13 protein-coding genes and 1 pseudogene are annotated in these 21,747 nt (G+C 43.7%); 6 read left to right on the top strand and 8 right to left on the bottom strand.

Annotation, left to right across the window (positions count from 1 at the left end; all coding sequences use genetic code 11):
* Positions 1 to 2: 2 nt before the first annotated feature.
* Complete coding sequence (gene gnd, locus QUA02_RS12710) at positions 3 to 1,457, bottom strand: decarboxylating NADP(+)-dependent phosphogluconate dehydrogenase (RefSeq protein ID WP_333028160.1); 1,455 nt, start codon at positions 1,455 to 1,457, stop codon at positions 3 to 5.
* A 293-nt stretch (positions 1,458 to 1,750) separates the two neighbouring features.
* Between gnd and QUA02_RS12705 the strand changes: the two genes are divergently transcribed.
* Positions 1,751 to 2,173, top strand: a complete 423-nt coding sequence (locus QUA02_RS12705) for a hypothetical protein (protein ID WP_333028158.1) — start codon at positions 1,751 to 1,753, stop codon at positions 2,171 to 2,173.
* A 129-nt stretch (positions 2,174 to 2,302) separates the two neighbouring features.
* On the opposite strand, the gene QUA02_RS12700 is transcribed toward QUA02_RS12705, so the two are convergent.
* On the bottom strand, positions 2,303 to 2,899 hold the full coding sequence (locus QUA02_RS12700; protein ID WP_333028157.1) for a Uma2 family endonuclease: 597 nt from the start codon (positions 2,897 to 2,899) through the stop codon (positions 2,303 to 2,305).
* Positions 2,900 to 3,579: 680 nt separating this feature from the next.
* Here QUA02_RS12700 and QUA02_RS12695 point away from each other — a divergent pair.
* The gene (locus tag QUA02_RS12695) at positions 3,580 to 3,876 is read left to right on the top strand and encodes a hypothetical protein (protein ID WP_333028155.1); all 297 of its coding nucleotides are present in this window, start codon (positions 3,580 to 3,582) and stop codon (positions 3,874 to 3,876) included.
* A 65-nt stretch (positions 3,877 to 3,941) separates the two neighbouring features.
* Here QUA02_RS12695 and QUA02_RS12690 read toward each other — a convergent pair whose 3' ends face one another.
* The 6 genes from QUA02_RS12690 to QUA02_RS12665 form a co-directional block, all read right to left on the bottom strand.
* A complete protein-coding gene (locus QUA02_RS12690) occupies positions 3,942 to 5,807 on the bottom strand; it encodes an ABC transporter ATP-binding protein (protein ID WP_333028153.1) in 1,866 nt (621 codons plus the stop codon).
* A gap of 143 nt (positions 5,808 to 5,950) precedes the next feature.
* A complete protein-coding gene (locus QUA02_RS12685) occupies positions 5,951 to 9,700 on the bottom strand; it encodes a WD40 domain-containing protein (RefSeq protein WP_333028150.1) in 3,750 nt (1,249 codons plus the stop codon).
* Between the two features lie 336 nt (positions 9,701 to 10,036).
* Positions 10,037 to 10,411, bottom strand: a complete 375-nt coding sequence (locus tag QUA02_RS12680) for a DUF5615 family PIN-like protein (RefSeq protein ID WP_333028148.1) — start codon at positions 10,409 to 10,411, stop codon at positions 10,037 to 10,039.
* Positions 10,386 to 10,730 carry a DUF433 domain-containing protein gene (locus QUA02_RS12675; protein ID WP_333028145.1) on the bottom strand — a complete coding sequence of 115 codons (345 nt, stop codon included), beginning with the start codon at positions 10,728 to 10,730 and terminating at the stop codon, positions 10,386 to 10,388. Before QUA02_RS12675 ends, QUA02_RS12680 begins: the two co-directional genes overlap by 26 nt.
* 214 nt (positions 10,731 to 10,944) lie before the next feature.
* A complete protein-coding gene (locus QUA02_RS12670) occupies positions 10,945 to 13,281 on the bottom strand; it encodes a glycoside hydrolase family 31 protein (RefSeq protein WP_333028144.1) in 2,337 nt (778 codons plus the stop codon).
* Between the two features lie 152 nt (positions 13,282 to 13,433).
* Positions 13,434 to 14,546: an ankyrin repeat domain-containing protein gene (locus QUA02_RS12665; protein ID WP_333028143.1), complete on the bottom strand. Its 1,113-nt coding sequence runs from the start codon at positions 14,544 to 14,546 to the stop codon at positions 13,434 to 13,436.
* Positions 14,547 to 15,222: 676 nt separating this feature from the next.
* Between QUA02_RS12665 and QUA02_RS12660 the strand changes: the two genes are divergently transcribed.
* The 4 genes and pseudogenes from QUA02_RS12660 (at position 15,223) to QUA02_RS12645 (ending at position 21,542) form a co-directional block, all read left to right on the top strand.
* A complete protein-coding gene (locus QUA02_RS12660) occupies positions 15,223 to 16,377 on the top strand; it encodes an FIST signal transduction protein (RefSeq protein WP_333028142.1) in 1,155 nt (384 codons plus the stop codon).
* A gap of 181 nt (positions 16,378 to 16,558) precedes the next feature.
* A pseudogene (locus QUA02_RS12655) lies at positions 16,559 to 17,461 on the top strand (sensor histidine kinase); the annotation flags it as partial.
* A 404-nt stretch (positions 17,462 to 17,865) separates the two neighbouring features.
* On the top strand, positions 17,866 to 18,477 hold the full coding sequence (locus tag QUA02_RS12650) for a 2OG-Fe(II) oxygenase (protein WP_333028140.1): 612 nt from the start codon (positions 17,866 to 17,868) through the stop codon (positions 18,475 to 18,477).
* A gap of 893 nt (positions 18,478 to 19,370) precedes the next feature.
* Positions 19,371 to 21,542: a glutamine synthetase III family protein gene (locus QUA02_RS12645; protein ID WP_333028139.1), complete on the top strand. Its 2,172-nt coding sequence runs from the start codon at positions 19,371 to 19,373 to the stop codon at positions 21,540 to 21,542.
* The last annotated feature ends 205 nt before the right edge of the window (positions 21,543 to 21,747 follow it).

Genomic DNA, 21,747 nt, shown 5'->3' with positions numbered 1-21,747 from the left:
AATTAATCAGTAGTTCCAGTTTGCAGCGACTCTTTAGCAGCCTGCGTCCACTCCGAGTGGAAGAATTCGCCGCGCGGTTTGTCGGTGCGCTCGTAGGTGTGAGCCCCGAAATAATCCCGCTGAGCTTGCGTGAGGTTTTGCGGCAATCTTTCGCGCCGGTAGCTGTCGAAATAGTCCAGCGAGGCGCTAAATGCTGGCACTGCAATCCCCAGTTGGCAAGCAGTAGCTAACACGTCCCGCCAAGCCGATTGGCGATCGAGAATGCTCTGTTTGAACTCCGGCGCTAACAGCAAATTCGGCAGCCCGGGATCGTCCTTGAAAGCTTTTTTAATCTTGTCCAAAAACCCAGCCCGAATGATGCAGCCACCTTTCCAAATTCGGGAAATTTCGCTCAAACTCAAGTCGTAATTGTACGACTTCGATGCCGCGCTCAAAAGAGCCATTCCTTGCGCGTAGGAGCAAATCTTCGAGCAGTAAAGCGCATCCCGGACTTTGTTCACAAACTCTTTAGTATCGCCTTCGTACTTGCCGCTAGGCCCGGTTAGTTCTTGGGAAGCTTTGACGCGCTCGTCTTTGTAAGAAGACATGATTCTGGCATTCACAGCAGCAATAATTGTGGGAATGCTCACGCCCAATTCCAAAGCACTCATTACAGTCCAGCGGCCAGTCCCTTTTTGACCGGCTGCGTCCATAATTACCTCAACTAAGGGATGCTTAGTTTCCGGGTCAATGTACTTGAAAATGTTAGCCGTAATTTCAATCAAAAACGAGTTGAGTTCGTCTGTGGTATTCCATTCGGCAAAAACTTCCTGCAACTGCTGGCCGTCCAATCCACCAACGTTTTTGAGCAAATCGTAGGCTTCAGCAATGAGCTGCATATCCCCGTACTCAATGCCGTTGTGAACCATCTTCACGTAGTGACCGGCACCGCCGGGGCCGATGAATGTGACGCAGGGGCCATCATCTACTTGAGCCGCAATTTTGGTGAGAATTGGCTCTAGTATGCCGTAAGCAGCGTGGGTGCCACCGGGCATCAAGCTAGCACCGTTGAGGGCGCCTTCTTCGCCGCCGCTGATGCCCATGCCGACAAATCCCAGTCCCATCGATTCTAAATCTTTGGTGCGGCGTTCGGTGTCGTCGTATAGCGAGTTGCCACCGTCAATAATCATGTCGCCCGGTGACAGCATGGGTTTGAGCTGGTCGATGACTGCATCTACAGGTTTGCCAGCTTGCACCATGACTAAGATGCGGCGCGGGGTTTCTAGGACATCGACGAATTCTGTCAGAGTCTTGGCGGCTACAATGTTCTTGCCGGGGGCGCGTTTTGCCATGAAGTCGTCGGTTTTGGCTGCTGTGCGGTTGTACACAGCTACGGAGAAGCCTCTGCTTTCGACGTTCAGCGCTAGGTTCTCGCCCATCACTGCTAGACCGATTAAACCAAAATTTTGCTTTGTCATGCTAATAACCCGCTGGTTGTTCCCGCTTGAGGATAGATTGGCGAGAGAGGAAAGCGAGGCGGGGTGTACCGCTTTCCGGTGGACTAAAAGTATTGGACAATAGACCTAGGAGGTTTAGGTTTATTTTTATATTCTCAGAATTGCTGTTTGGTAAATCAGTAGGGTTTTTTTAAGATTTAAGGGGTATTAATGACGCGGGCAGGTGATGATAAGGCAGGTATTATGTCGATCGCGGTAACGGTAGATACAAACAAGCGGACATTTTGAGGAAAATTTAGGAGACTGTTGTAACTATGGAAGATTTGCAGTATCTCGCGGCCTGGGTGAAGGAGCAACACGCTCGCGAGTATATTTTGACTTGGCTGTTGAGCCAGCCGGGGCTGTGGTGGTCTGATGGGGACATTTATCAGGCGGTTTTGCAAAAGTCGGGAAAGCTTTTGAAAGCTTACGTTCAAAAGAGGCAAGCGGGAGAGTTATTTGAGGGAATTTCTGAGAAGTTGGGACCCGATGATAATTGGGATGATTTGGCGGCGAGTTTGGCGCGGATTGTGGCTGTTTATCAAGAGGAATTATCGCATTTGCAAGAGCGCGATCGCAAGGGGGATGGGGTAAAAAAAAATTTGATTAGCCAACCGTTGACTGGAGATCCTTTGCCGCTTTTGGAGGTGCAGCAAGCTTTGCCCGATCCTTACGGGGATACGCTGACGGGGAGATAATTGCTCATCATTTTTGTGGATGGAGGCTCATCTCAGAAACCGGGTTTCTTCCCTTATTTCTCGTACTCAACCCTAATTGTCGCAGAAACCCGGTTTCTCGCCACTTGGGCGACAGTTCTGGATCTAGATTCAAGGATTGAGAATAGGTGTAATATCTAGAAGAAATCCGGGAAGTACATCTTCACCCGAAAGTGTAGGCGGTTGGTCAAAAGAGAAATTAATCACTTCTGCTACATCTTCAGACAAGCGATAGATTTCTACTAAAGGCGTTTGGGGGTCAATTAGCCAACCTAATCGACAGCCGTTTGTTCGATAATACCGCATTTTAGCCCGCAATGTTTCTAGGGAATCACTTTGCGAGCGCAATTCAATTACAAAGTCCGGGCACAGGGGAGGAAATTTGCGCTTATCTTCTGCGGATAATGCTTCCCAACGTTCTAGGAGTACCCAAGCAGCATCAGGGGAACGCTTCGCACCGTTGGGTAATTGAAAGACAGTGGAAGAGTCAAAGACTTTTCCCAATCGAGTCTGACGATTCCACAAATTTAGGTCTGTAGTCAAATCCGAATTTCTGATGCCGCTTTCGCCGCCTGTTGGAGGCATAATAATTAGTTCTCCTTCGGGGGTTTGTTCTAATCGCCACTCTTCATTAGCGATGGACAATTGATAAAATTGTTCGTCGGTTAAAGCGACGGCGGCAGGTAGGTTGAGAGTTATAGTTTCCATCGTTGATATTATTGCCAACTAGGTTGGTTTTATTATAACTCGCACTTTCTGACAATTTTCTCAAAAAGATCGCACGCTCAGAAACCGGGTTTCTTCCGATATTTCTCTTGCGAGGCCGCAAATTGTCGCAGAAACCCGGTTTCTCGCCACGCAGCGACAGAAATGCGATTCCCTACGGGATAGCTGCGCTTCACGTGAATTCGTCATTGGGTGCGGGGGGGTTTATATAGATTGTTGGTGAGAGTTAGAGATGGTTGATGAACCCGCCCCTACGGGAATTATGTTTATTTAACTCTAAATGTGGGATTTAATGCGCGATCGAAAAGTAAATTTAGTTTAGTATGTAATGGAGGTAGCTCTTTCAGTGTGACTGCTCATGTGTTCGAGGTGGATGCTTGCCGAACTCGATCGAGAAAAGGAGAACCCAACATGGGGTAAGAATGAGTTGGCATAGATGAGCAAATTGCGGTATTTTTAAGTTATAATCTTTAAGTAGTTCCATTAGTATGGAGACATTAAACGTGCTAAAACGCAAGCTTTTCGATGAATACGGTGGATTTCGTGACAAATGAATTAAAAATTTAGACAAGGGTGAGCGTTTTATTATCGACGATCGCTCTCCTACCCAAGATTTTGGTTCGCAGGGATTATATTCATATTTGTGTGAGATATTTGCAGATGTGATTTCAGAAGGTAAAGTTAGAGTTGTTTTATCTGGGAATATTCCAATTAATCAAGGCGTGACAGACTGGATTGCAAGCCATCAAACAGAATTTCGTAATGATGGCAGTTACCTGTCATTTACTGTCGAAAAAGGACAAGAACACACCGTTAATGAGTTGGCTGAGCTTATTGAATCTATAGTTGCTCCGGGTGGAGAGCACTATGATACTTCGAGCTACAAGTATGTTTGTCCTAGGACAGCTAAATCACTTCGTCGGTTTGTAAATATACTTAAAGAATACTGGAACGCTTAGCCATACTTTCAAAAACCTGTTTCTGGTACTCATCAGGCTAACATCGTATGTCAACTGTCAACTGTTTAAATATAGCTGCTAGCTTGACGGGTGAACATCGAGCAGTAAATTCCGTTTGATGCTATCAATTGGTCGTGAGTTCCTATTTCTGCTATTTTACCGTTTTCCATCACGGCGATGCGATCGGCAATTTTTGCTAATCCCAATCTGTGACTGATGACTATGGTTGTTTTCCCGGCGGCTATTTGGCGGAAGATGCTGTAAATTTCGTGTTCTGTCTTGGGGTCGAGGGCGGCGGTTGGTTCGTCAAAAATTAGCACTTCGGCTGTAGAAAGCCGCATTAAGGCGCGGGCGATCGCAATTCTTTGCCACTGTCCCCCCGATAAGTCTATGCCGTCTTCTAATTGTTTCCCCAACGGTGTTTCTAAACCTTGCTCTAAACTGTTGACTTTAGCTGCAATCCCTGCTTCGGAAATAGCTTCGTTAATTGCGGTGTCATCCGACAGTGAAAGCAAGTCGCCGAAACCGACGTTTTCGCGGACTGTGGAGGGGAAACGGGCGTAATCTTGCATGACGACGGCGATGCGCGATCGCACGTATGCTAGAGAGTACGATCGCAAATCTTTGCCGTTCCAGGCGATCGTACCGCTTGTCGGATCGTACAGGCGGCCGAGGAGTTTGCCAAGAGTTGTTTTACCCGCGCCATTTTCACCAACAAGCACTAGCATTTCACCCTGATTAATGGTTAAGTTGATATTTTCAACCGTGCTTTTATTGCTGCCGGGATAGCAAAAAGATAGATGCTTAATCTCGATGCCAATTTTATCTTTTGTGGCGCTAGCATCTTGCCCGCCATTTGGTAAACTAGGCAGGCGAGATGCCACATCCACAAGCGGAGACTGCAATTCTGGTTTGAGTTCCAAAAGTTGAAAAATCGGACTAACGCCGAGGGAAATATCGTACAAATTAGTATAATTGCCAATCAATAATTGTAAACTTTGCTCCACCTGGACAATCAAACCCGAATAAAGCGCCAAATCCCCCAAAGTATAGCGTCCTCCCAAAGCTCCCATTACCACATAAACAAATGGCAAAGCTACTCCTACTCTACTAAACACTGACCAGAAAAGTACAACAATTGCTCCTTTTTTTCGGATGCGTTGCATCTCGCTAAAAAACTGCACAAACTGACCCTGCCAGCGTTTGAGCCAAAGTTCCTGCAAGCCAAACAAACGCAATTCTTTAGCGTATTCTTCTCCCGTCAATACTCTAGAGGATAAGTTCATCTCGCGGCTGATTTTAGCTTGCTTTTTTTGAACTCTCCAGATGATTCTGCTATATTTCCTTTGGATGTAAATTGAGGGAGATGATGAGATTAACATCAGCGCTGGCACCCACCAAGCTATCGCAGCAGCAAGGCTAATAGATGGAATAAATATAAAAATCCCCGTGATGGTCATGCTGAGAGTAAATGCTAGTTGCTGTATTTTGGATACTCCGGTTTTTGCGAGTTCTACAATATTTAATAGTTCGGGGTTTTCAAATAGGGCGATATCGTCGAAATTGGCGACTTTTTCGAGGACTTTTCCTTCGACAAAGCCTTGAACGCGATCGCGCAAAGATGTCGATGCAAAGGAGCTCATTGTTTCGAGGGAGTCGCCGACTAACTTGAGACTTAAAACTCCGCCAATACTCCACAGCAATATGGGGTGAGAAAGCATCAAAGCAAAAGGCTGTGCTGTTTGGGTTTGCGACAGCAACCGAGATACTTCATCAATGATTAATTTATCTAAAAAAAGCACGCCTGATGGGGCCGCACCGCGAATGATGTTGAGTAATATTAAATTGCGGAGTTCTATAGGTGCGGCTTTGATTATCAGGCCCAAGCTGCGCCGCAAAGCTTGGAATGTGGTAATTTGGATGGGTTGCATAGTTTGTGGGTAGGTGTCGGGTCTACTCATCCCCGGACGCTATATTATAACAGTATTTATTAACTGTTTGCCAAGCATTTAAAATTAAATACCTTAGTTAGTTTACTCTGTTAATCCGGGTATTTTATTCATCAATTAAAATTTTATTCCTCCATTAGGTACTCTAAAAAGTTCCTAGCGTCCATATAGGTTAAATAATCAGTATAATTATAATCATATAAATCATTAATACTATAACCATCGTAAAAAAGCTGGCTTCTGTAAAACCAATTATCAATTTTATACTCAAAAACATCGTAATCAACATCCTCCTCTAAAGCTTTAGAATTACTTCTGACATTATCGGTATCATTCTTAAAATCCTTATAAGCACTAACCTTAGCTGCGTCCTCAACAGCATCATCTTGTTCATCACCCCGACCAACTTTATTTGCAGGAACTACAATAACTTCAACATTTGCAGGGACTACAATAACTTCAACATTTGCAGGGACTACAATAACTTCAACATTTGCAGGAACTACAATAACTTCAACAGAAGCACTAATCTTAGCTGCATTAATAAATAGTTGACCAGCCAAGTCTAGAATCCGAGCGACAATCTTAAAGATGTTTTTCTGTAACCACGCTTCTATATCAAAACCAAGGATCTCGGTTTCTTCATTTGTAAAATCTGTTTCTGTATTTTCTGCTTGTTCTGTTTGTTGACCAGTCGTAAAATTACTTTTTATAAGCTCGACAGCCGACTTGAGGATGAAATTACTTTGGGTAAAATTAACCAATGAAAATACATGATATAAAAGCCTCATGTATATTCCTAAGATTAAGAGTTTAGCCCTTACCCCAGATTCAGATATTTCAGTAACAGTAGCTCTTACCTTAAATGTACCTTTGGCATTATGACCGGCAGTAAAATTACCGCTTGGGTCAATTTTTCCACCTGTTGTTTCCCAAGATATTTTTCCAGTATCTATTCGATTGCCATATTGGTCTAAGCCTACTGCTGTAAATTTTTGGCATTCACCAGGCTTGAGCTTTACTACTTTTTGAGGATAAATCTCTAATCGTCTTAAAACTGGGAGCAACGTAACTTTAACTGATTGAGTAATTCCTTCGACTGTAGCATTAACCGTAACTTCACGCTTTTCATAACCTCCTATAAAAGTTCCATTGGTGTTAATTCTTCCCCCTTGAGTACATTGCCAATATACTTGATTAATGTGTATTGGTTCATCTTGTTGATCAAATCCTATAACATCAAAAGTGAAATTTTCTTCTGGTTTAAGTGCTACTTCCTTGGGAAAAATAGAAAAGTATATCAATACAGAAACTACTGTAATATCAGCAAAGGTACTGATATTGTATTCCGTGGAAGTAGCAGTTACTCTAAACTTACCTTTAGCATTGATGTCAGCTATAAAATTGCCATTTTGGTCAATAGTACCGCCTGTTGCTTTCCAAACTATCCGTCCAACTGCGATTTCACGAGCCCACTCATCTAAACCATGAAGCTGGAATTGTTGATGCTGTCCAGGCTTTATTTCTACTTGGTTTGGTGAAATTACTAATGTCGTTAGTTTTGGTGGTTCAACTATAGTGACATCAGCAGAAACGCTTATTTCTCCCAGAGTAGCAGTAACAGTTATTTTCTCTTCTTGATAACTAGCGCGGAACATTCCATTATTCAGAATTGACCCGCCCGTTGTACTCCAGGTTATTTGTCCAATATTTATGTTGTCACCATACTGATCCTCACCTTTTACTCGAAACTGAAAACTCTGCCCAAACTCTAATTGAGATGTTGAGGATGTAATAATTAGTTCTGCTAGCTTCGGAGGTTCAATAATCGTAATTGGGATAACTCGACGAATAGAACTGACTGAAGCGAGAATTTCAAAATTTCCTTGCTTGCTTCCAGCTATAAAATTGCCATTTTGGTTAATTGTTCCACCTCCGCTACTTGCTGACCAAGTAATTTCCCCAGTTTGTATGTTGTTATCATACTGATCTAAGCCCTTAAGTTGAAAGTGAAAGCTCTGACCAAATTCTAATTGAGGTATTGAAGATATAATAATTAGTTCTGCTAGTGTCGGAGGTTCAATAATCGTAATTGGAATAACTCGACGAATTGAACTAACTGAAGCTATAATTTCAAATTTACCTTGCTTGCTTCCAGCTATAAAATTGCCATTTTGGTCAATTTTCCCCCCTCCGCTTACTTCCCATAATACAGTTTCCTGCATCTGATTTCGTCGTTGATCTAAAACTTGTGCTGTGAATTGTTGCGTTTTACCAAACTCTAAAGTAATACTAGAGGGAGCAAAAGAAATATCAGTGATTCTTGGAGGCTGAATAATAGTAATTGTGACAGAAGTCTCAAAAATGCCTATCTTTGCTTTAACTTCAAATCTTCCTTCTCTTTGACCTGCGGTAAATAAACCCTGTTCGATTTTACCACCAGTAGTTTCCCATGTAATATCTTGATCGTTAAAGTTCATTTCTCTATTATTCTGATCTAAAAATTTAACAATAAAATGCTGCTCTTGACCACAAAAGAGTGCTTGGAAAGTTTCATAAATAACAATTTTGCTTAGTTTAGGATAAGAACATCCCTTAATAGCATGAAGTGGTTTTCCGGTTTCTGCCTCCAACAATGTTACCCAATCTTTACCTGCAACAGCAAGAGTTTTTCCATTAGAGTTAATTGCTACAGAGTTAATAAAACCAGACTCTTCTGGTAAATCATAGATGATTTTATTATAATTATCTCGTAAATCAAATATTTTAATGTTTTGGGAAAAGCCTACTACAAGTATATTTTGATTGACATGATAAGCTAGAGAATTAATTGATTGATTGTGAGAGTAAGTATTGGTGCATTCTAAATTTAGAAGAGGTAGTACAGAAGCATCTCCATTATCTGCTGCGGCCACAATAATCCTACCTAAAACCCAAGCCCCTACAGCTATAGGCCCTCCTAATGAAAATCCTGCTATAGTAGCTGCTACATCTACTAAACCTTTACCCAAAACTGAACCTGATTGATTTGAAGACTCTTCTTTAGTTTTGGATTGCCAAAATTTGATAACCCCATCACGACTTCCACTAATTAAGGTTGTGTTGCCTGAAGTAATACTTAAAGATTGAATCCAATCCGAATGCCCTTCAATACTGCGTATGAGTTGACCGCTATCTAAATTCCATAATGTAATTTTATTATTAGTGCTTCCACAAGCGATGACTTTTCCATCATGGCTAATACATAAGCTCAAAACACAAAATAGTTCCTTTTCATTTTTTATGGTTTTACTTAGCTTACCTGTATTTAGCTCCCATATTTTGATGGTTTTATCTGCGCTACCGCTAACAATTCTGCCGTGAGCAGCGATAGCAACAGCAGTAATCCAACTAGAATGACCATTGAGCGTCCGAACAACCTGGCCTGTTTTTAAATTCCATACCTTAATAGTTTTATCTGCACCTCCGCTAACTAATATACTTCCACCCGGACTAATAGCCACAGACAAAACCCAGTGCGAATGTCCTTCAATACTACGAATCAGTACCCCTGTTTGCAAATCCCATACCCAAATTTTTTTCCAACTCCCTCCTACTAAAATAGTATTGCCTGGACTTATTGCTAGACAAGTAATAACATCTGTTGGGCAAGTTGTTAAGTTTTCGGGTGTATTTCCCCTCAAATAAGAATTATCACCACGAAAAACTCTGTAGGCAAATTGTTTAACTCGGTCTGATGGATCTTTGATAGACTGTTCAATCAATAGTTCTAAACCTTGTTGACCATAATTGAGAGTTTTTGATAAAGCAGCGAGTCTTTCTTGCTCAGTTTGACTAGATAACTGCTTCTTAACTTCTTCAATTGTTGTAGACATTCTATTTCTCTCCCAATCATTAACTTTCTGGTTTTTGGGCAGCGACAAGCAACAAATTAGCTAGGTGATAGGGTTCTCCCGTAAATGTGGTTGTAATAAAATTTCCTAGAGATTATAACAGATTATGAGTTGATCAACATTCACTGACTGAAAATTGCGCCAATTTTTCATAGCTATATGGGAGATAATCATTATTTTAACCTAACCCAGAAATAGTTGAGCATATTGGATTTGGCATCTCAAAAATAACTCCGTTATGTAGCCCATAGCGTCCGTTTTTGGGTGTCCATTCCAGAAAGTCGTCAAAAGTTATTAATTTCGGTATCGCTTGAGTCATCAGGAAACCTCTTTAGTGATAGGTAGATGAATAATTTGATCTTGATATTCATTGAGAAAAGAACATTCAGCAATCAAAATTAATTCCTCTATGTTTTGCCCAACGCTTAAATTCGCATTTAAAATAAATATCCCAGGAATATGACGATTTGCTTGCAAATGATCGTTTAAGTGAACGGGCATGGATTTGCGGTTATTCGTGACTAAGATGAAGTCATAATTTTCACACCATTCTAAAATTTCCGGGTCTTTAGTTCCTTTTGCTGGTATGGAAGGTTCGCCAATGACCCGAATAATTAATCCTACTTGTTTTCTCCGAATTTGAGTAGGATAAATTGGGTCAACATTTTCATCCATGAGATACTTGAGTGCCATTTTTTTTATTTCTTTCTTCCTTGATTTTTTGGAGCCTGACCGAAGCTGGATGAGGGTTTAATTCTTGAGCTTTTCGCTGTTCGTGCGACCATTCGAGCCAGTCTGCAATGTATTTATCTAAGGCAGCTTTATTGTTCAAATAATACAGGATTGTCGCATAAACTTGATCGAGGGTCAAAGTGTAAAAGTGTTTTAAGATTTCCTCTGGTGAACGTTGCTGATAAATATATTCATAGAGGATGCTTTCTATTCCTACTCTTGTGCCTTTTACTCGAATGTCATCATCGGCTAAAAACTCAAAATATTCTTCTATTAGCATGGTTTATTTATCCATCTGTTGATTCTTGTTGAGCGGGAGCGTCTCCCTTGCAAGCTACAAGCTCCCACTCTTATGATAACTGATTAACTGGACACGATAGAACATCCACAGGGCAATTTTATCTACCTTCCCAGACTCTATGTTTCCTGCTGTCATCGCCACCATCTCAAAACTCAACTCTACAGACAGGCAATATTCCATCCTTATCCCTACATTATCCAAATATCAAACGCCGCACCGTACCGTCATCTGTAAATCGCTGTTCGGCAACGCCAACAACTTCCACAATAACTTCGCGTTCTGATATCAAAAATTGACCCTCCCGCGCGGCAATTTCAACGATAACTTTTTCCCCTTCCAAATACACCTTGTAATTAGTCGTAGCCCAGACACCTTTTTCATGTTCAAAACTGTGTCCGTCGTCCTCATAAAGCGTCCATTCACCGCTGCCGGGCCAAATTCGCATTTTTAATGACTCAAGGGGTTCTTCGCTGACAAATTGCTGCACGGGCGCGATCGCAATTATGCCCCCACCCCGCACGTAAAGCGGCATTCTCTCCAAAGGTGCATCAGCCAAAATGTGCGTCGGGCCCTGATAGCATTCGCCCGTCCACCAATCGTACCAAGTACCCTCCGGCAAATACACGGCGCGATGCTCAACTCCCGGCCGGTAAACAGGTGCAGCCATCAGCGACGGGCCGAGCAATACTTGATCGTAAAGGTGATAAGTTGTGCGATCGCGCGGAAAGTGATACAGTAGCGGTCGCAAAATCGGCGTTCCCGTCGTCGCAGCTTCCCAAAACAACGTGTAAATATAAGGCAACAACTGATAGCGCAAATTGATGTATTCGCGGCAAATCTTCTCAGTGCGATCGCCAAAAAACCACGGTTCGTGCTGCGCCGTACTAATCGCCGAATGAGCGCGCATCAAGGGATACAGCATTCCCACCTGCATCCACCGCGCGAAAAGTTCAGCGGTTGCATTCTCCGCAAAACCGCCGATGTCGCAACCGACAAACGCCACGCCGGAAAGCCCCATATTGCAAAGCATCGGCATCGACATTTCTAAGTATTCCCACTGCGATTGATTGTCGCCCATCCATACCGAGGAGTAACGCTGAACGCCCGCAAAACCCGATCGCGTCAGCACAAAAGATCGCTCACCCGATCGCACTTTTTGCAGCCCCTGTGCACAAGCTTTCGCCATCATTAAACCATACAAATTGTGCGTTTCAGCGTGGGTGGCGCCCTCGGATTCCGGGCCTTGCGGTGCATCCAGCGGAAACCAGATGTGTTGGTGGCCGTCGCCAAAAGGCCGTTCTGCGATCGAAGGTTCGTTCATGTCGTTCCAAATCCCCGCAACGCCCATATCTGTAAGGTTTTTGTGCAATTCGCCCCACCACTGGCGCACCTCTGGCCGCAAGAAGTCGGGAAACACCGCTTTTTCGGGCCAAACGTAACCGTGGAATAGCCTTCCCTCTGCGGTGCGGACGAAATAGTCGTTTTCCACACCCCGATCGAATACTTCATAATCTCCTTCCGGTTCGTACTTGACACCGGGATCGACAATCGTGACAACCTTAAAACCGGCTGCTTTCAAGTCTGCGATCAGTTTCGCGGGATCGGGGAAACGCTTCGGGCTCCAAGTAAAAACGCGGTAGCCGTCCATATAGTCGATGTCAAGGTGGATGACATCGCAGGGAATCGCCCGATCGCGAAATTCCTTCGCCAACTCGCGCACAACGTCCTCGGATTCGTAGCTCCAGCGGCATTGGTGGTATCCCAGCGCCCATTTTGGCGGAAGTGGCATCCGGCCGGTTAACTGCGTGTAGGTGGCGATAATTTGGGCGGGTTCCGGGCCGTAAATGATGTAGTAATCGAGTTCCGGGCCTCTGGTTTCCATCCGCAAAACTCCCGGTTGTTGGGCGCCGATATCGAATTGACTCCAAAATGTAGTGTTGAAAAAGATGCCGTAAGCGAGATCGGGATTCAGGGCGATATAAAATGGGATCGCCTGGTACATTTCATCGCTGAGGGAATTGTAGTCAAGCGCGTCTATTGTCCAGTTTGTCTTGACTTCGGAGAGTTTGTCGAGAAAGCCGGTGCGTTCGCCGAAACCGTAGAAGTGCTCGTCTGCTTCGATGTGCTTCCAGCCTGCGGTTGCGCCTGTGCGCCATCCCATACTGCGATCGCAGTCGCTAGCAAAGGGTTTTCCCGATTTGTCAAAGCATTCGATTGCAGGGCGATATCGCTTGACTGAAATCGTTATTTGTGCTGTTTCTATTTCTATTTTTTCGTCTGTTTCTCGCACTTCAAATGGTGTAATTTCCCACTCTTCGTCAGCGAGAGTTATTGAGTGCGATCGCTCTTTAAATTCACCCGTGGGGGACATTCGCACTCGGATTAAGGTCGGTGCGAGTACGCTGATTGTGAGAGAGGAATTGGTACAGTTGAAGTGAATTGTGCGATCGGTTTTACTTATAGATTGTACTGAGCCGATCGTTGACCAAGGCTGTTCTGTTGTTTGGAGTTTTCCGAAGTATTGCGGCATGAGTAATTTTAGATTGTGGTTTATAACTATGATGGCAGTGTAGAGAGAAAAGTGCGCTCTCTCTTAGGTTAGAAGCGCTAATAGCTAATGCACAAAACAGCTCGATTTCATTTTATACTGTAATATATGGGATATGTTTCAACCGCCGAGTCTTATCTTTGAGCGCCGTGCTGTTTTAACAGCTTAACAATCTCCGGGGTGGATGATTTATCAGCAATACTTAAAGCCGTTTCACCCTTTTTATTGCGAGCGTTGACATTAGCACCTTTTGAGAGAAATAGCTGAACTAATTCTGGTTTTAATGACGGGGAGATCCCAGTGTTCGGTAGAACAATTTTTATCAAAAGAGTGGTATTGTCATAAGCATCGAACTCGTTCACATCAGCACCGCGCTCGAGCAGTAATTTTGCAACATTAATATCTCCCTGAGACACGGCACTGTACAGCAAGCCAGGAGCGATCGTGGCTCCATTTTTAAGGAGTAACTCAACTATATCTTGTTTTACTTTCCCAGGTTTAAACCTACCAATCACAGCGAACAAAATTTTATCATTTTTCAGATTAGCGCCTCGATTAATCAGGATTTTCATTGCTTCAGCATTACCGCTTTCTGCTGCAACATTAAGTGCTGTGCGTTCGTTCAGATCGATCGCCTCCATATCAGCACCGTTGGAGATTAATAAATCGATAGTGTCACTACCTTTGCCTGCTGCTGCTTTGTGCAAAACCGTTTGTCCAGCTTTGTCGATTGCCTTTATATCCACGCCTTTTTGCAGCAATAATTGGGCGATTTTCCGATCGCCTCCAACAGCCGCCGCGTGTAACAATGTTTGATTTAAGTAAGTCTGGAAATGGATATCTGGATTTTTGGCTATGATTTTTTCAACTTCTGCCAGATTCCCCGTGTAAGCGGCACTAAACAGCAGAATATTGATATTATCTATTTTTGGTAATTCCCATTGATCGAACATCCCAACCTCAACACGCTCCCCCCGCCAATCTACAGAAACAAGTTGAACCATCTCAAAGCTTTTACTTTTCAACTCTCTTCCAGACGCATCAAAAAGATATACATCGCAGGGAGCATCGCTTCCTCCACCAGGCATAGAAAACAGCAGCGGATGTCTGACAATCGCGATCGAATATTTGCCATCAGGGCTGAACCCAGCGCTGCGAATACCCGATTTTTTAATTTCTCGCGGCGCAACTGAGAGGATAATTAACAAACCTAAAAGACCAATACAGCCGAAACGAAAGAAACGCATAACTAGATAAAAATAGTTGATTCTGGGGAATATTTTAACATAAAGTTCGATCGCCCTTTACCTCCTATCTTCATAAACTGAAAATACATTTTCATTTCTAGCCTACTATCTCTCAAATTTTGCAAAATTATACGTAATAAGCTGTTCGGCATTTAAAGGAGGATAGTAGGGTGCGTCAGTAAAGAAGCGTTTCCCATGTATAGTAAGCGTTCTAGCTGACGCACCTTACCTGGATCGTTAATGGTTTAAATGCGTAACAGCTTACTACCGATAGGATTTTTTCAAGGTGCTTGCGTTCCTCAGCGCTCCATCTCCCTAGTGTTAAAAATTTTACCAGCAACCAAAATTTTGACGATCGCCCGCCAACACCAGTTCCCATCTCCTCTTCTAAAATTTCAAATAAAGTGCGATTTGTTCCGGTTTTTCAGTTGCTGAGTATGCTATATTGATTGGAAAGGTTTAATGCTAAGGAAACAAGTCTGTTAGAATCGCAATATAAATTTTAAAGTGGTAATTCATTCAAGTTTACTACTTCCCTGTCATAAAAACTCAACTCTAAATACTGAATGACTTTTCCTAGATTAAGATGGACAGGCATTGGCTTATAAGTATTTTCACTCACGCAGAGCAGTCACCTTTACACTTGTACTGACGGTACAATTACTGGAGTAAACCGATGTTAAAAACTGTAGTTGGTCATAGCAACGATCCTGACTCTCTCTCGGCCATAACAGAGGTACTAGAGCAATGTCAGCAATCCCTCTCAGGATCATCTCCTCAAGCAGGTATATTGTTCGCTGCCATTGACTTTGAACATACTCTAATCTTAAATCAAATTCATGAGACTTATCCAGGAATTGAGCTAATTGGTGGCACAACCGATGGAGAGATGTCTTCTATTTTAGGATTTGAACAGGATTCACTCACTCTGATGTTATTTTGTTCGGACAGCATCACGATTCGTGCTGGAATTGGACGAGACATTTCCCAGGACTTGAACGGCGCCATTCAAACGGCTATTGTTCAAGCAACAACAGGTCATACAGATCCGATTAAACTCTGTATTGCTTTGCCAGAAAGTCTCAGCACCAGCGCCGTTTTGATTTTAGATAGCTTGAATCAAGCTTTAGGGGAAAAAGTCCCTATTTTTGGCGGACTCACGGCGGATAGATGGCAGTTCAAACAAACCTATCAATTTTACAAAACAGAAGTTTGTAGCGATTCAATTCCCATTCTCTTAATCTCTGGGCCTATTCTATTTTCTCATAGTATTGCTAGTGGTTGGAATCCCGTTGGTAAGCCAGGTAAAGTTACGAAAGCTTCTCAAAACGTAGTCTACGAAATTGATGGTCAACCCGCTCTAGAGTTTTATCACCACTATTTAGGGAAAATGCCACCATCCTTAGAATATCCCCTAGCCGTGTTTGATGTCAATAAAACTCATTACTATATGCGAGCGCCCAGCGGATTTTATGATTCCGCAGTTGGCAGCGTGACCTTTTTTGGGGATATTCCAGAACAAGCGATCGTTCAAATTACCGAAACCACCCACGATCGTATTCTCTCTGCATCTCGAACATCGATGATGCAAGCCTTAGAGAATTATCCAGGTAAAGAACCTGCCGCCGCTCTGTATTTTTCCTGTTGCGGTAGGCGACAGATTCTAGGTACTCGCACTAAAGAAGAATATGCACTAACTCAAACCTGCTTGACCAAATCATTGCCGAGTTGTGGCTTCTACACCAATGGCGAAATTTCTCCCTTAGAACAGCAGGGCATCTCCTATTTTCACAATGAAACATTTATCACTTTGCTACTAGGAGAAGCGTAAGATGAAGTCAGAACAAATAGATGCTCTGGCAAGGATTCAGCAGCTTGAAAAAGAAAATCGCATTTTGCGAAAAAAGTTAGAGCGTTCGGAGACAACTTGCCTAGGACTCGAGCAAACGAATCAAAAGAAAGAGTATTTGCTCCGACAGATCATCAATGAGCTAGAAAATTCACAAAAAGAAGTCAAAGAAAAGCGTCAGTTAGAACAGACTCTGCTCGAACTTCAACGAACTCAAGCCCAACTCGTTCATGCTGAAAAGATGTCCAGCTTAGGGCAACTTGTAGCGGGTGTGGCTCATGAAATTAATAATCCAGTTAACTTCATCCACGGCAACCTAAGATACCTTGAGGAATATTCTCAAAATCTGCTGAATCTCGTGCAACTTTACCAGCATCACTACCCGAATGCGGTAGCTGAAATTCAAGCGCAGGAAGATGCAATTGACCTAGATTTTTTGCAGAAAGACTTGCTCAAAATTATGAACTCTATGAAGCTGGGGACAGATCGCATTCGGAACATTGTGCTGTCCCTCCGCAATTTTTCCCGCACCGACGAAGTTGATATTAAACCAGTAAACATCCATGAAGGGCTCGACAGCACTCTGATGATTTTGCAACACCGCCTGAAAGCTCGCTCAGAAAGACCGGAAATTCAGGTGATTAAAGACTACGCTTCTCTACCGCTGGTGGAGTGCTATGCAGGCCCGCTGAATCAGGTGTTTATGAATATTCTCTCCAATGCCATTGATGCCTTGGAAGAGAATAATGCGCGGCCCAAGTACCGGGAAATTCAAGAAAATCCCAGTCAAATTACCATCCGAACCTCTGCAATCGATGCCCAGTGGGTTGAGATTGCGATCGCCGATAACGGTTCGGGTATACCGAAAGAGATCGGGCAGCGCATTTTCGATCCTTTCTTCACAACTAAACCTGTTGGCAAAGGAACGGGAATGGGGATGTCGATCAGCTATCAAATTGTTACTGAAAAACATCGGGGAAAGCTGGAGTGTTTCTCTACTCTGGGTGAGGGAACAGAGTTTGCAATCAAAATACCTGTCAGACAAAAAATTGACCGCGTTAGCTAATACTAAAAATAGTTTTTAATTTTGATTTGTGAGTTGTGAGTTTGAAATTAAAGAGTTAACAAGTTTTTAGTTCATTAATAAATCAAAAACTTCTGGCTGCGCCCCCGCACGTTACCCCTACCTACAGTTTGTAGGGTGCGTAAGGCGCGCCTCCCCCTTACTTATAGCGGGTTAAAAAATTTGTAGGTCTGAGTTTTGCCATCGGACGATCGCAGAAACAGTCGATCGCCTGTATAGTGATATTCTGCAGTTGCTAGTCGGTTGCGAAACTTGCGGGCGATCGCTTTGACTTAAGTACGCGGACACAAATAAACATTATTATGTCCGCAGCAAGGAACGAAGCAATCCCAAGTATCAGCGATTGCTGCATTCCTATCTGCTGTTTCCTTAAACTTTAACGATTTTTGAGCGCCTTGAAATACTACAGCCAACATCCTAACGCTTTCTCGATCGACTACCTCAACGACTTGCGAGGAGCAATTCTAGCGTCCCCTTATCTAGCAATCAACAACCTCAACCGCGATTTCATTGGCACAAAAGGGTTTTCCGTGGTGTTTCAACGTTCCGAAATCGCCGAAGTAGAACGGCGGTTTCCCTTGTTCAAACCCTATCTAGACCAAGCATTACAGCCTGAATGCAATGCTTTTTACCTCAACCCGCTGCTGCTGGGTGCAGGTTCCCGCGTCGATCCGCATATCGATCGATCTTTGCGATCGTACTGCAAAACTGTTGAACCTCCCGCAGCCGTCAGCGTTTTGTACGTGCAAGTGCCGCCGAACTTGCAAGGGGGAGAGTTGATACTGCGGCGCAACAAACAGCAAGTCGGACTCATTAAGCCGCAAGCCAACTCGTTGGTCTATTTTCAAGGAGATTTGACTCATTCTGTCAACGCTGTTAAAAGTACCGGGACTCGTTTGAGTTTGGTTTGCGAACAGTACAGTTTGAGCGAAACTCAATTGCAAGATATTCCCGGATTCACAGTGGAATCAAGGGCTGTGAAAGCAAAAATTAAGTAAGGTTTATTGGATAATTGATATCTAGTCCTGTAAATTAACCACAATACTTGTAGGGGCGGCTTTCACCAACAATCTTTCATTCACATCCACAATATCTATAAACCCGCGCCGACTCGATAGATAAAATTTTATAACGGGCAATTCAACGGACATGATATGACAGGTAAACTTCGGCCAGGAAGTTAGTAGGGCGCGTCAGCTTTGAGCCGTGAGTTATTGATAAAATAACGCGCTGCTGAGGCACCATACAACTGATTTTTACCCGCTCAGCTTCGCCGAAGGGAGCCTTCTGCACGTGCGATCGCCCCCAGTTTCAGCGAGCATGGCGTCGTGTTAAACTGAAATCCTGCGGTTGTCTGCTATCCGTGCGATCGACCGTTCAGAAAAAAAACTCATTTTTTGTAGCTGGCGATACATTTATTTCGTTAATGATTGTTTAGACTCTCCAAGTGTAGATTGTGTACTATCCATAATTCTCCAAAACTCTAAACAAGTGTGTTGTTAGCTGGACTGCGATTTATCGATCGCACAACAGTGAAAAACCCTAAATCGATCGGCACAAAATTTTTCAGCTTACTCGGGGTTAAGGATTAGGTACTAAATCTGTGCAATGTTGACATCTATAATATTGACGCAAGTTTAGTACGCGCTCTTGTCATCTATTGTTTTGCTAATAACCGAAATCCCACCGCATCTGAAACTGGATAGTCATCAACATGATGGTAAAGCGATCGCACATCGCTATAATTAGCATAATTAAGATTGGGTTGTAGTAAGGACTAAAGTCCTTATAGGAAAACAAGAAAGAGGACAAACGTCCTCACTAACAACCGGCTTTTCCTAAGCCGGATCTTTTCAAAACTACTCGTCTCACAATCCCCATAAAAATAACCATGAGTGGAAACGAATCGCGCGTTCAAGCAATTTCTCAAATCGTCAACCGCAAACTGATGCCGGCCAGGCCTCCCAAGCGGCTAGAAGATATGTGGGCAACAGACGTTTTTAGTCTGAGCAAGATGCAAGAATGTCTGCCCAAAAGCATTTTCAAATCAGTAAAAAATACCGTTCAAACCGGCAAAAAACTCGACGAGTCAGTCGCTGATGTAGTTGCAGTAGCAATGAAAGATTGGGCTATTTCCAAAGGAGCGCTGTACTACGCCCACGTATTTTACCCGCTCACCAACAGCACCGCCGAAAAGCACGACGGTTTCATCTCAGTCCAAAGCGACGGCTCAGTCATCTCAGAATTTGCCGGTAAAGTTCTCGTACAAGGCGAACCCGACGGCTCGTCCTTCCCCAACGGCGGCATCCGTTCCACCGCCGCCGCTCGCGGATATACAGCCTGGGATGTCACCAGCCCCGCCTACGTCATGGAAACAGACAACGGCATGACATTGTGCATTCCCACTGTTTTCATCTCCTGGACAGGCGAAGCATTAGACAAGAAAACGCCGCTTTTACGTTCGATTGCCGCAATGAACAAAGCAGCAACCCGAGTGTTAAAGCTGTTAGGAAATACCGAAGTTGCCCCGGTAAATTCCAGTTGCGGTGCCGAACAAGAATACTTCCTGATAGATTCAAATTTTGCTAACAATCGCCCGGACTTAATGTTAGCAGGTCGCACACTTTTTGGAAAACCTCCTGCCAAAGGTCAGCAATTTGACGACCACTATTTTGGAGCAATTCCAGAACGCGTTCAAGTTTTCATGCAGGAAGTAGAAGAAAGAATGTACCGCCTGGGCATTCCTGCCAAAACTCGCCACAACGAAGTAGCTCCCGGTCAATTTGAAATTGCACCATTTTTTGAATCAGCAAACGTCGCCAGCGACCACCAACAATTAACCATGACAATTCTTCGCAACACAGCGAAGAAACACGGTTTTGCCTGTTTGCTGCACGAAAAGCCCTTTGCAGGCATTAACGGTTCCGGCAAACACGTCAATTGGTCTGTTGGCAATGCCACCCAAGGAAACTTATTAGACCCCGGCGATACACCGCACTCAAACGTGCAGTTCCTCGTTTTCTGCGGCGCTGTAATTCGCGGCGTTCACAAATACGGGTCGCTGTTGCGCGCGGTAGTTGCGACTGCCAGCAACGACCACAGATTGGGTGCTAATGAAGCTCCCCCAGCGATTATCTCTGTCTATTTGGGATCGCAATTAGAAGATATCTTCGAGCAAATTAGCAAGGGAGGAGTTAAGGATTCTCAAGGCCGGGGCATCATGAATTTAGGTGTAGAAACACTGCCTACTTTCATGAAGGATGCCGGCGACAGAAACCGGACATCGCCCTTTGCTTTTACTGGCAACCGTTTTGAATTCCGCGCAGTAGGTTCGGGTCAGTCTGTTTCCGGCCCGCTGGTGGCGATGAACACAATTCTGGCAGATTCTTTGGACTGGGTTGCTAACAAATTAGAAAGCGATTTGGCTAACGGAACTGAACTCCATGCTGCTATCCAAACTCTCCTGAAAGAAGTGATGGACGAGCACGGTGCGGTGGTATTTGGCGGCAACGGCTATTCTGAAGAATGGCACAAAATGGCCGAGGAACGGGGTTTAGCCAACTTGCGGACTACGGCAGATGCTTTGCCCGTGTTGAAGGAAGGATACATTGAAGACTTGTTTGAAAAGACAGGTGTTCTGACTCCTGTTGAATTGGAAAGCCGTTACGATGTCTATGCAGAGCAGTATTTGCTGGCAATTGAAGTCGAAGCAAAACTGGTATCAAGCATGGCAAAAACCATGATTTATCCGGCAGCAGTCAGCTATTTGTCGGATCTTTCCAACACAATTGCTGGCTTGAAAGAGATTGGCATTGACCTAGAAAAAGAAACTGCTCAAACAGTAGCCACCCTGGTTAAATCGATGATGGATAGTGCGAGCAAGTTGAGTGCTGCTTTGAGCCAGCACGATTTTGCTTCGACAGAAGAGCATATGCAGTATGCTTCGCAAACAATTCGTCCTTTGATGGATGAGGTTCGCCAGTATGCGGATGCTCTGGAAGCTGAAATAGCTGATGATTTGTGGCCGCTGCCTACTTATCAGGAAATGCTGTTTGTTAAGTAATCGGAAATTTGGTTAATTTCTGATGAGATTTGTAGGGACACGGCAGTGCCGTGTCCTTTGATGTTATGGGGGAAATTTGTATTTTGAGCAACGCCTTATATCAAGTTCGGTTAATTGCTTATAAGAACCAGCCGGGCGGGTTTATGAAATTGTCAGTTTTAGGCAATTATTATTGGTGAACCCGCCCCTACAAAAATTATATCTA

The sequence above is a fragment of the Microcoleus pseudofavosus SVA1_A4 genome, assembly GCF_036700565.1.
Taxonomy (GTDB): Bacteria; Cyanobacteriota; Cyanobacteriia; order Cyanobacteriales; family Microcoleaceae; genus Microcoleus.
Note: the sequence above shows the minus strand (reverse complement) of the source record. Positions and strands in the feature narration are given on the sequence as shown.

Coding starts and splice junctions, on each gene's coding strand:
- QUA02_RS12660 (WP_333028142.1), top strand. CDS start 15,223: ATGTTAAAAACTGTAGTTGGTCATAGCAACGATCCTGACTCTCTCTCG.
- QUA02_RS12675 (WP_333028145.1), bottom strand. CDS start 10,730: ATGCTAATAGAAGAATATTTTGAGTTTTTAGCCGATGATGACATTCGA.
- QUA02_RS12670 (WP_333028144.1), bottom strand. CDS start 13,281: ATGCCGCAATACTTCGGAAAACTCCAAACAACAGAACAGCCTTGGTCA.
- gnd (WP_333028160.1), bottom strand. CDS start 1,457: ATGACAAAGCAAAATTTTGGTTTAATCGGTCTAGCAGTGATGGGCGAG.
- QUA02_RS12645 (WP_333028139.1), top strand. CDS start 19,371: ATGAGTGGAAACGAATCGCGCGTTCAAGCAATTTCTCAAATCGTCAAC.
- QUA02_RS12685 (WP_333028150.1), bottom strand. CDS start 9,700: ATGTCTACAACAATTGAAGAAGTTAAGAAGCAGTTATCTAGTCAAACT.
- QUA02_RS12690 (WP_333028153.1), bottom strand. CDS start 5,807: ATGCAACCCATCCAAATTACCACATTCCAAGCTTTGCGGCGCAGCTTG.
- QUA02_RS12700 (WP_333028157.1), bottom strand. CDS start 2,899: ATGGAAACTATAACTCTCAACCTACCTGCCGCCGTCGCTTTAACCGAC.
- QUA02_RS12665 (WP_333028143.1), bottom strand. CDS start 14,546: ATGCGTTTCTTTCGTTTCGGCTGTATTGGTCTTTTAGGTTTGTTAATT.
- QUA02_RS12705 (WP_333028158.1), top strand. CDS start 1,751: ATGGAAGATTTGCAGTATCTCGCGGCCTGGGTGAAGGAGCAACACGCT.
- QUA02_RS12680 (WP_333028148.1), bottom strand. CDS start 10,411: ATGGCACTCAAGTATCTCATGGATGAAAATGTTGACCCAATTTATCCT.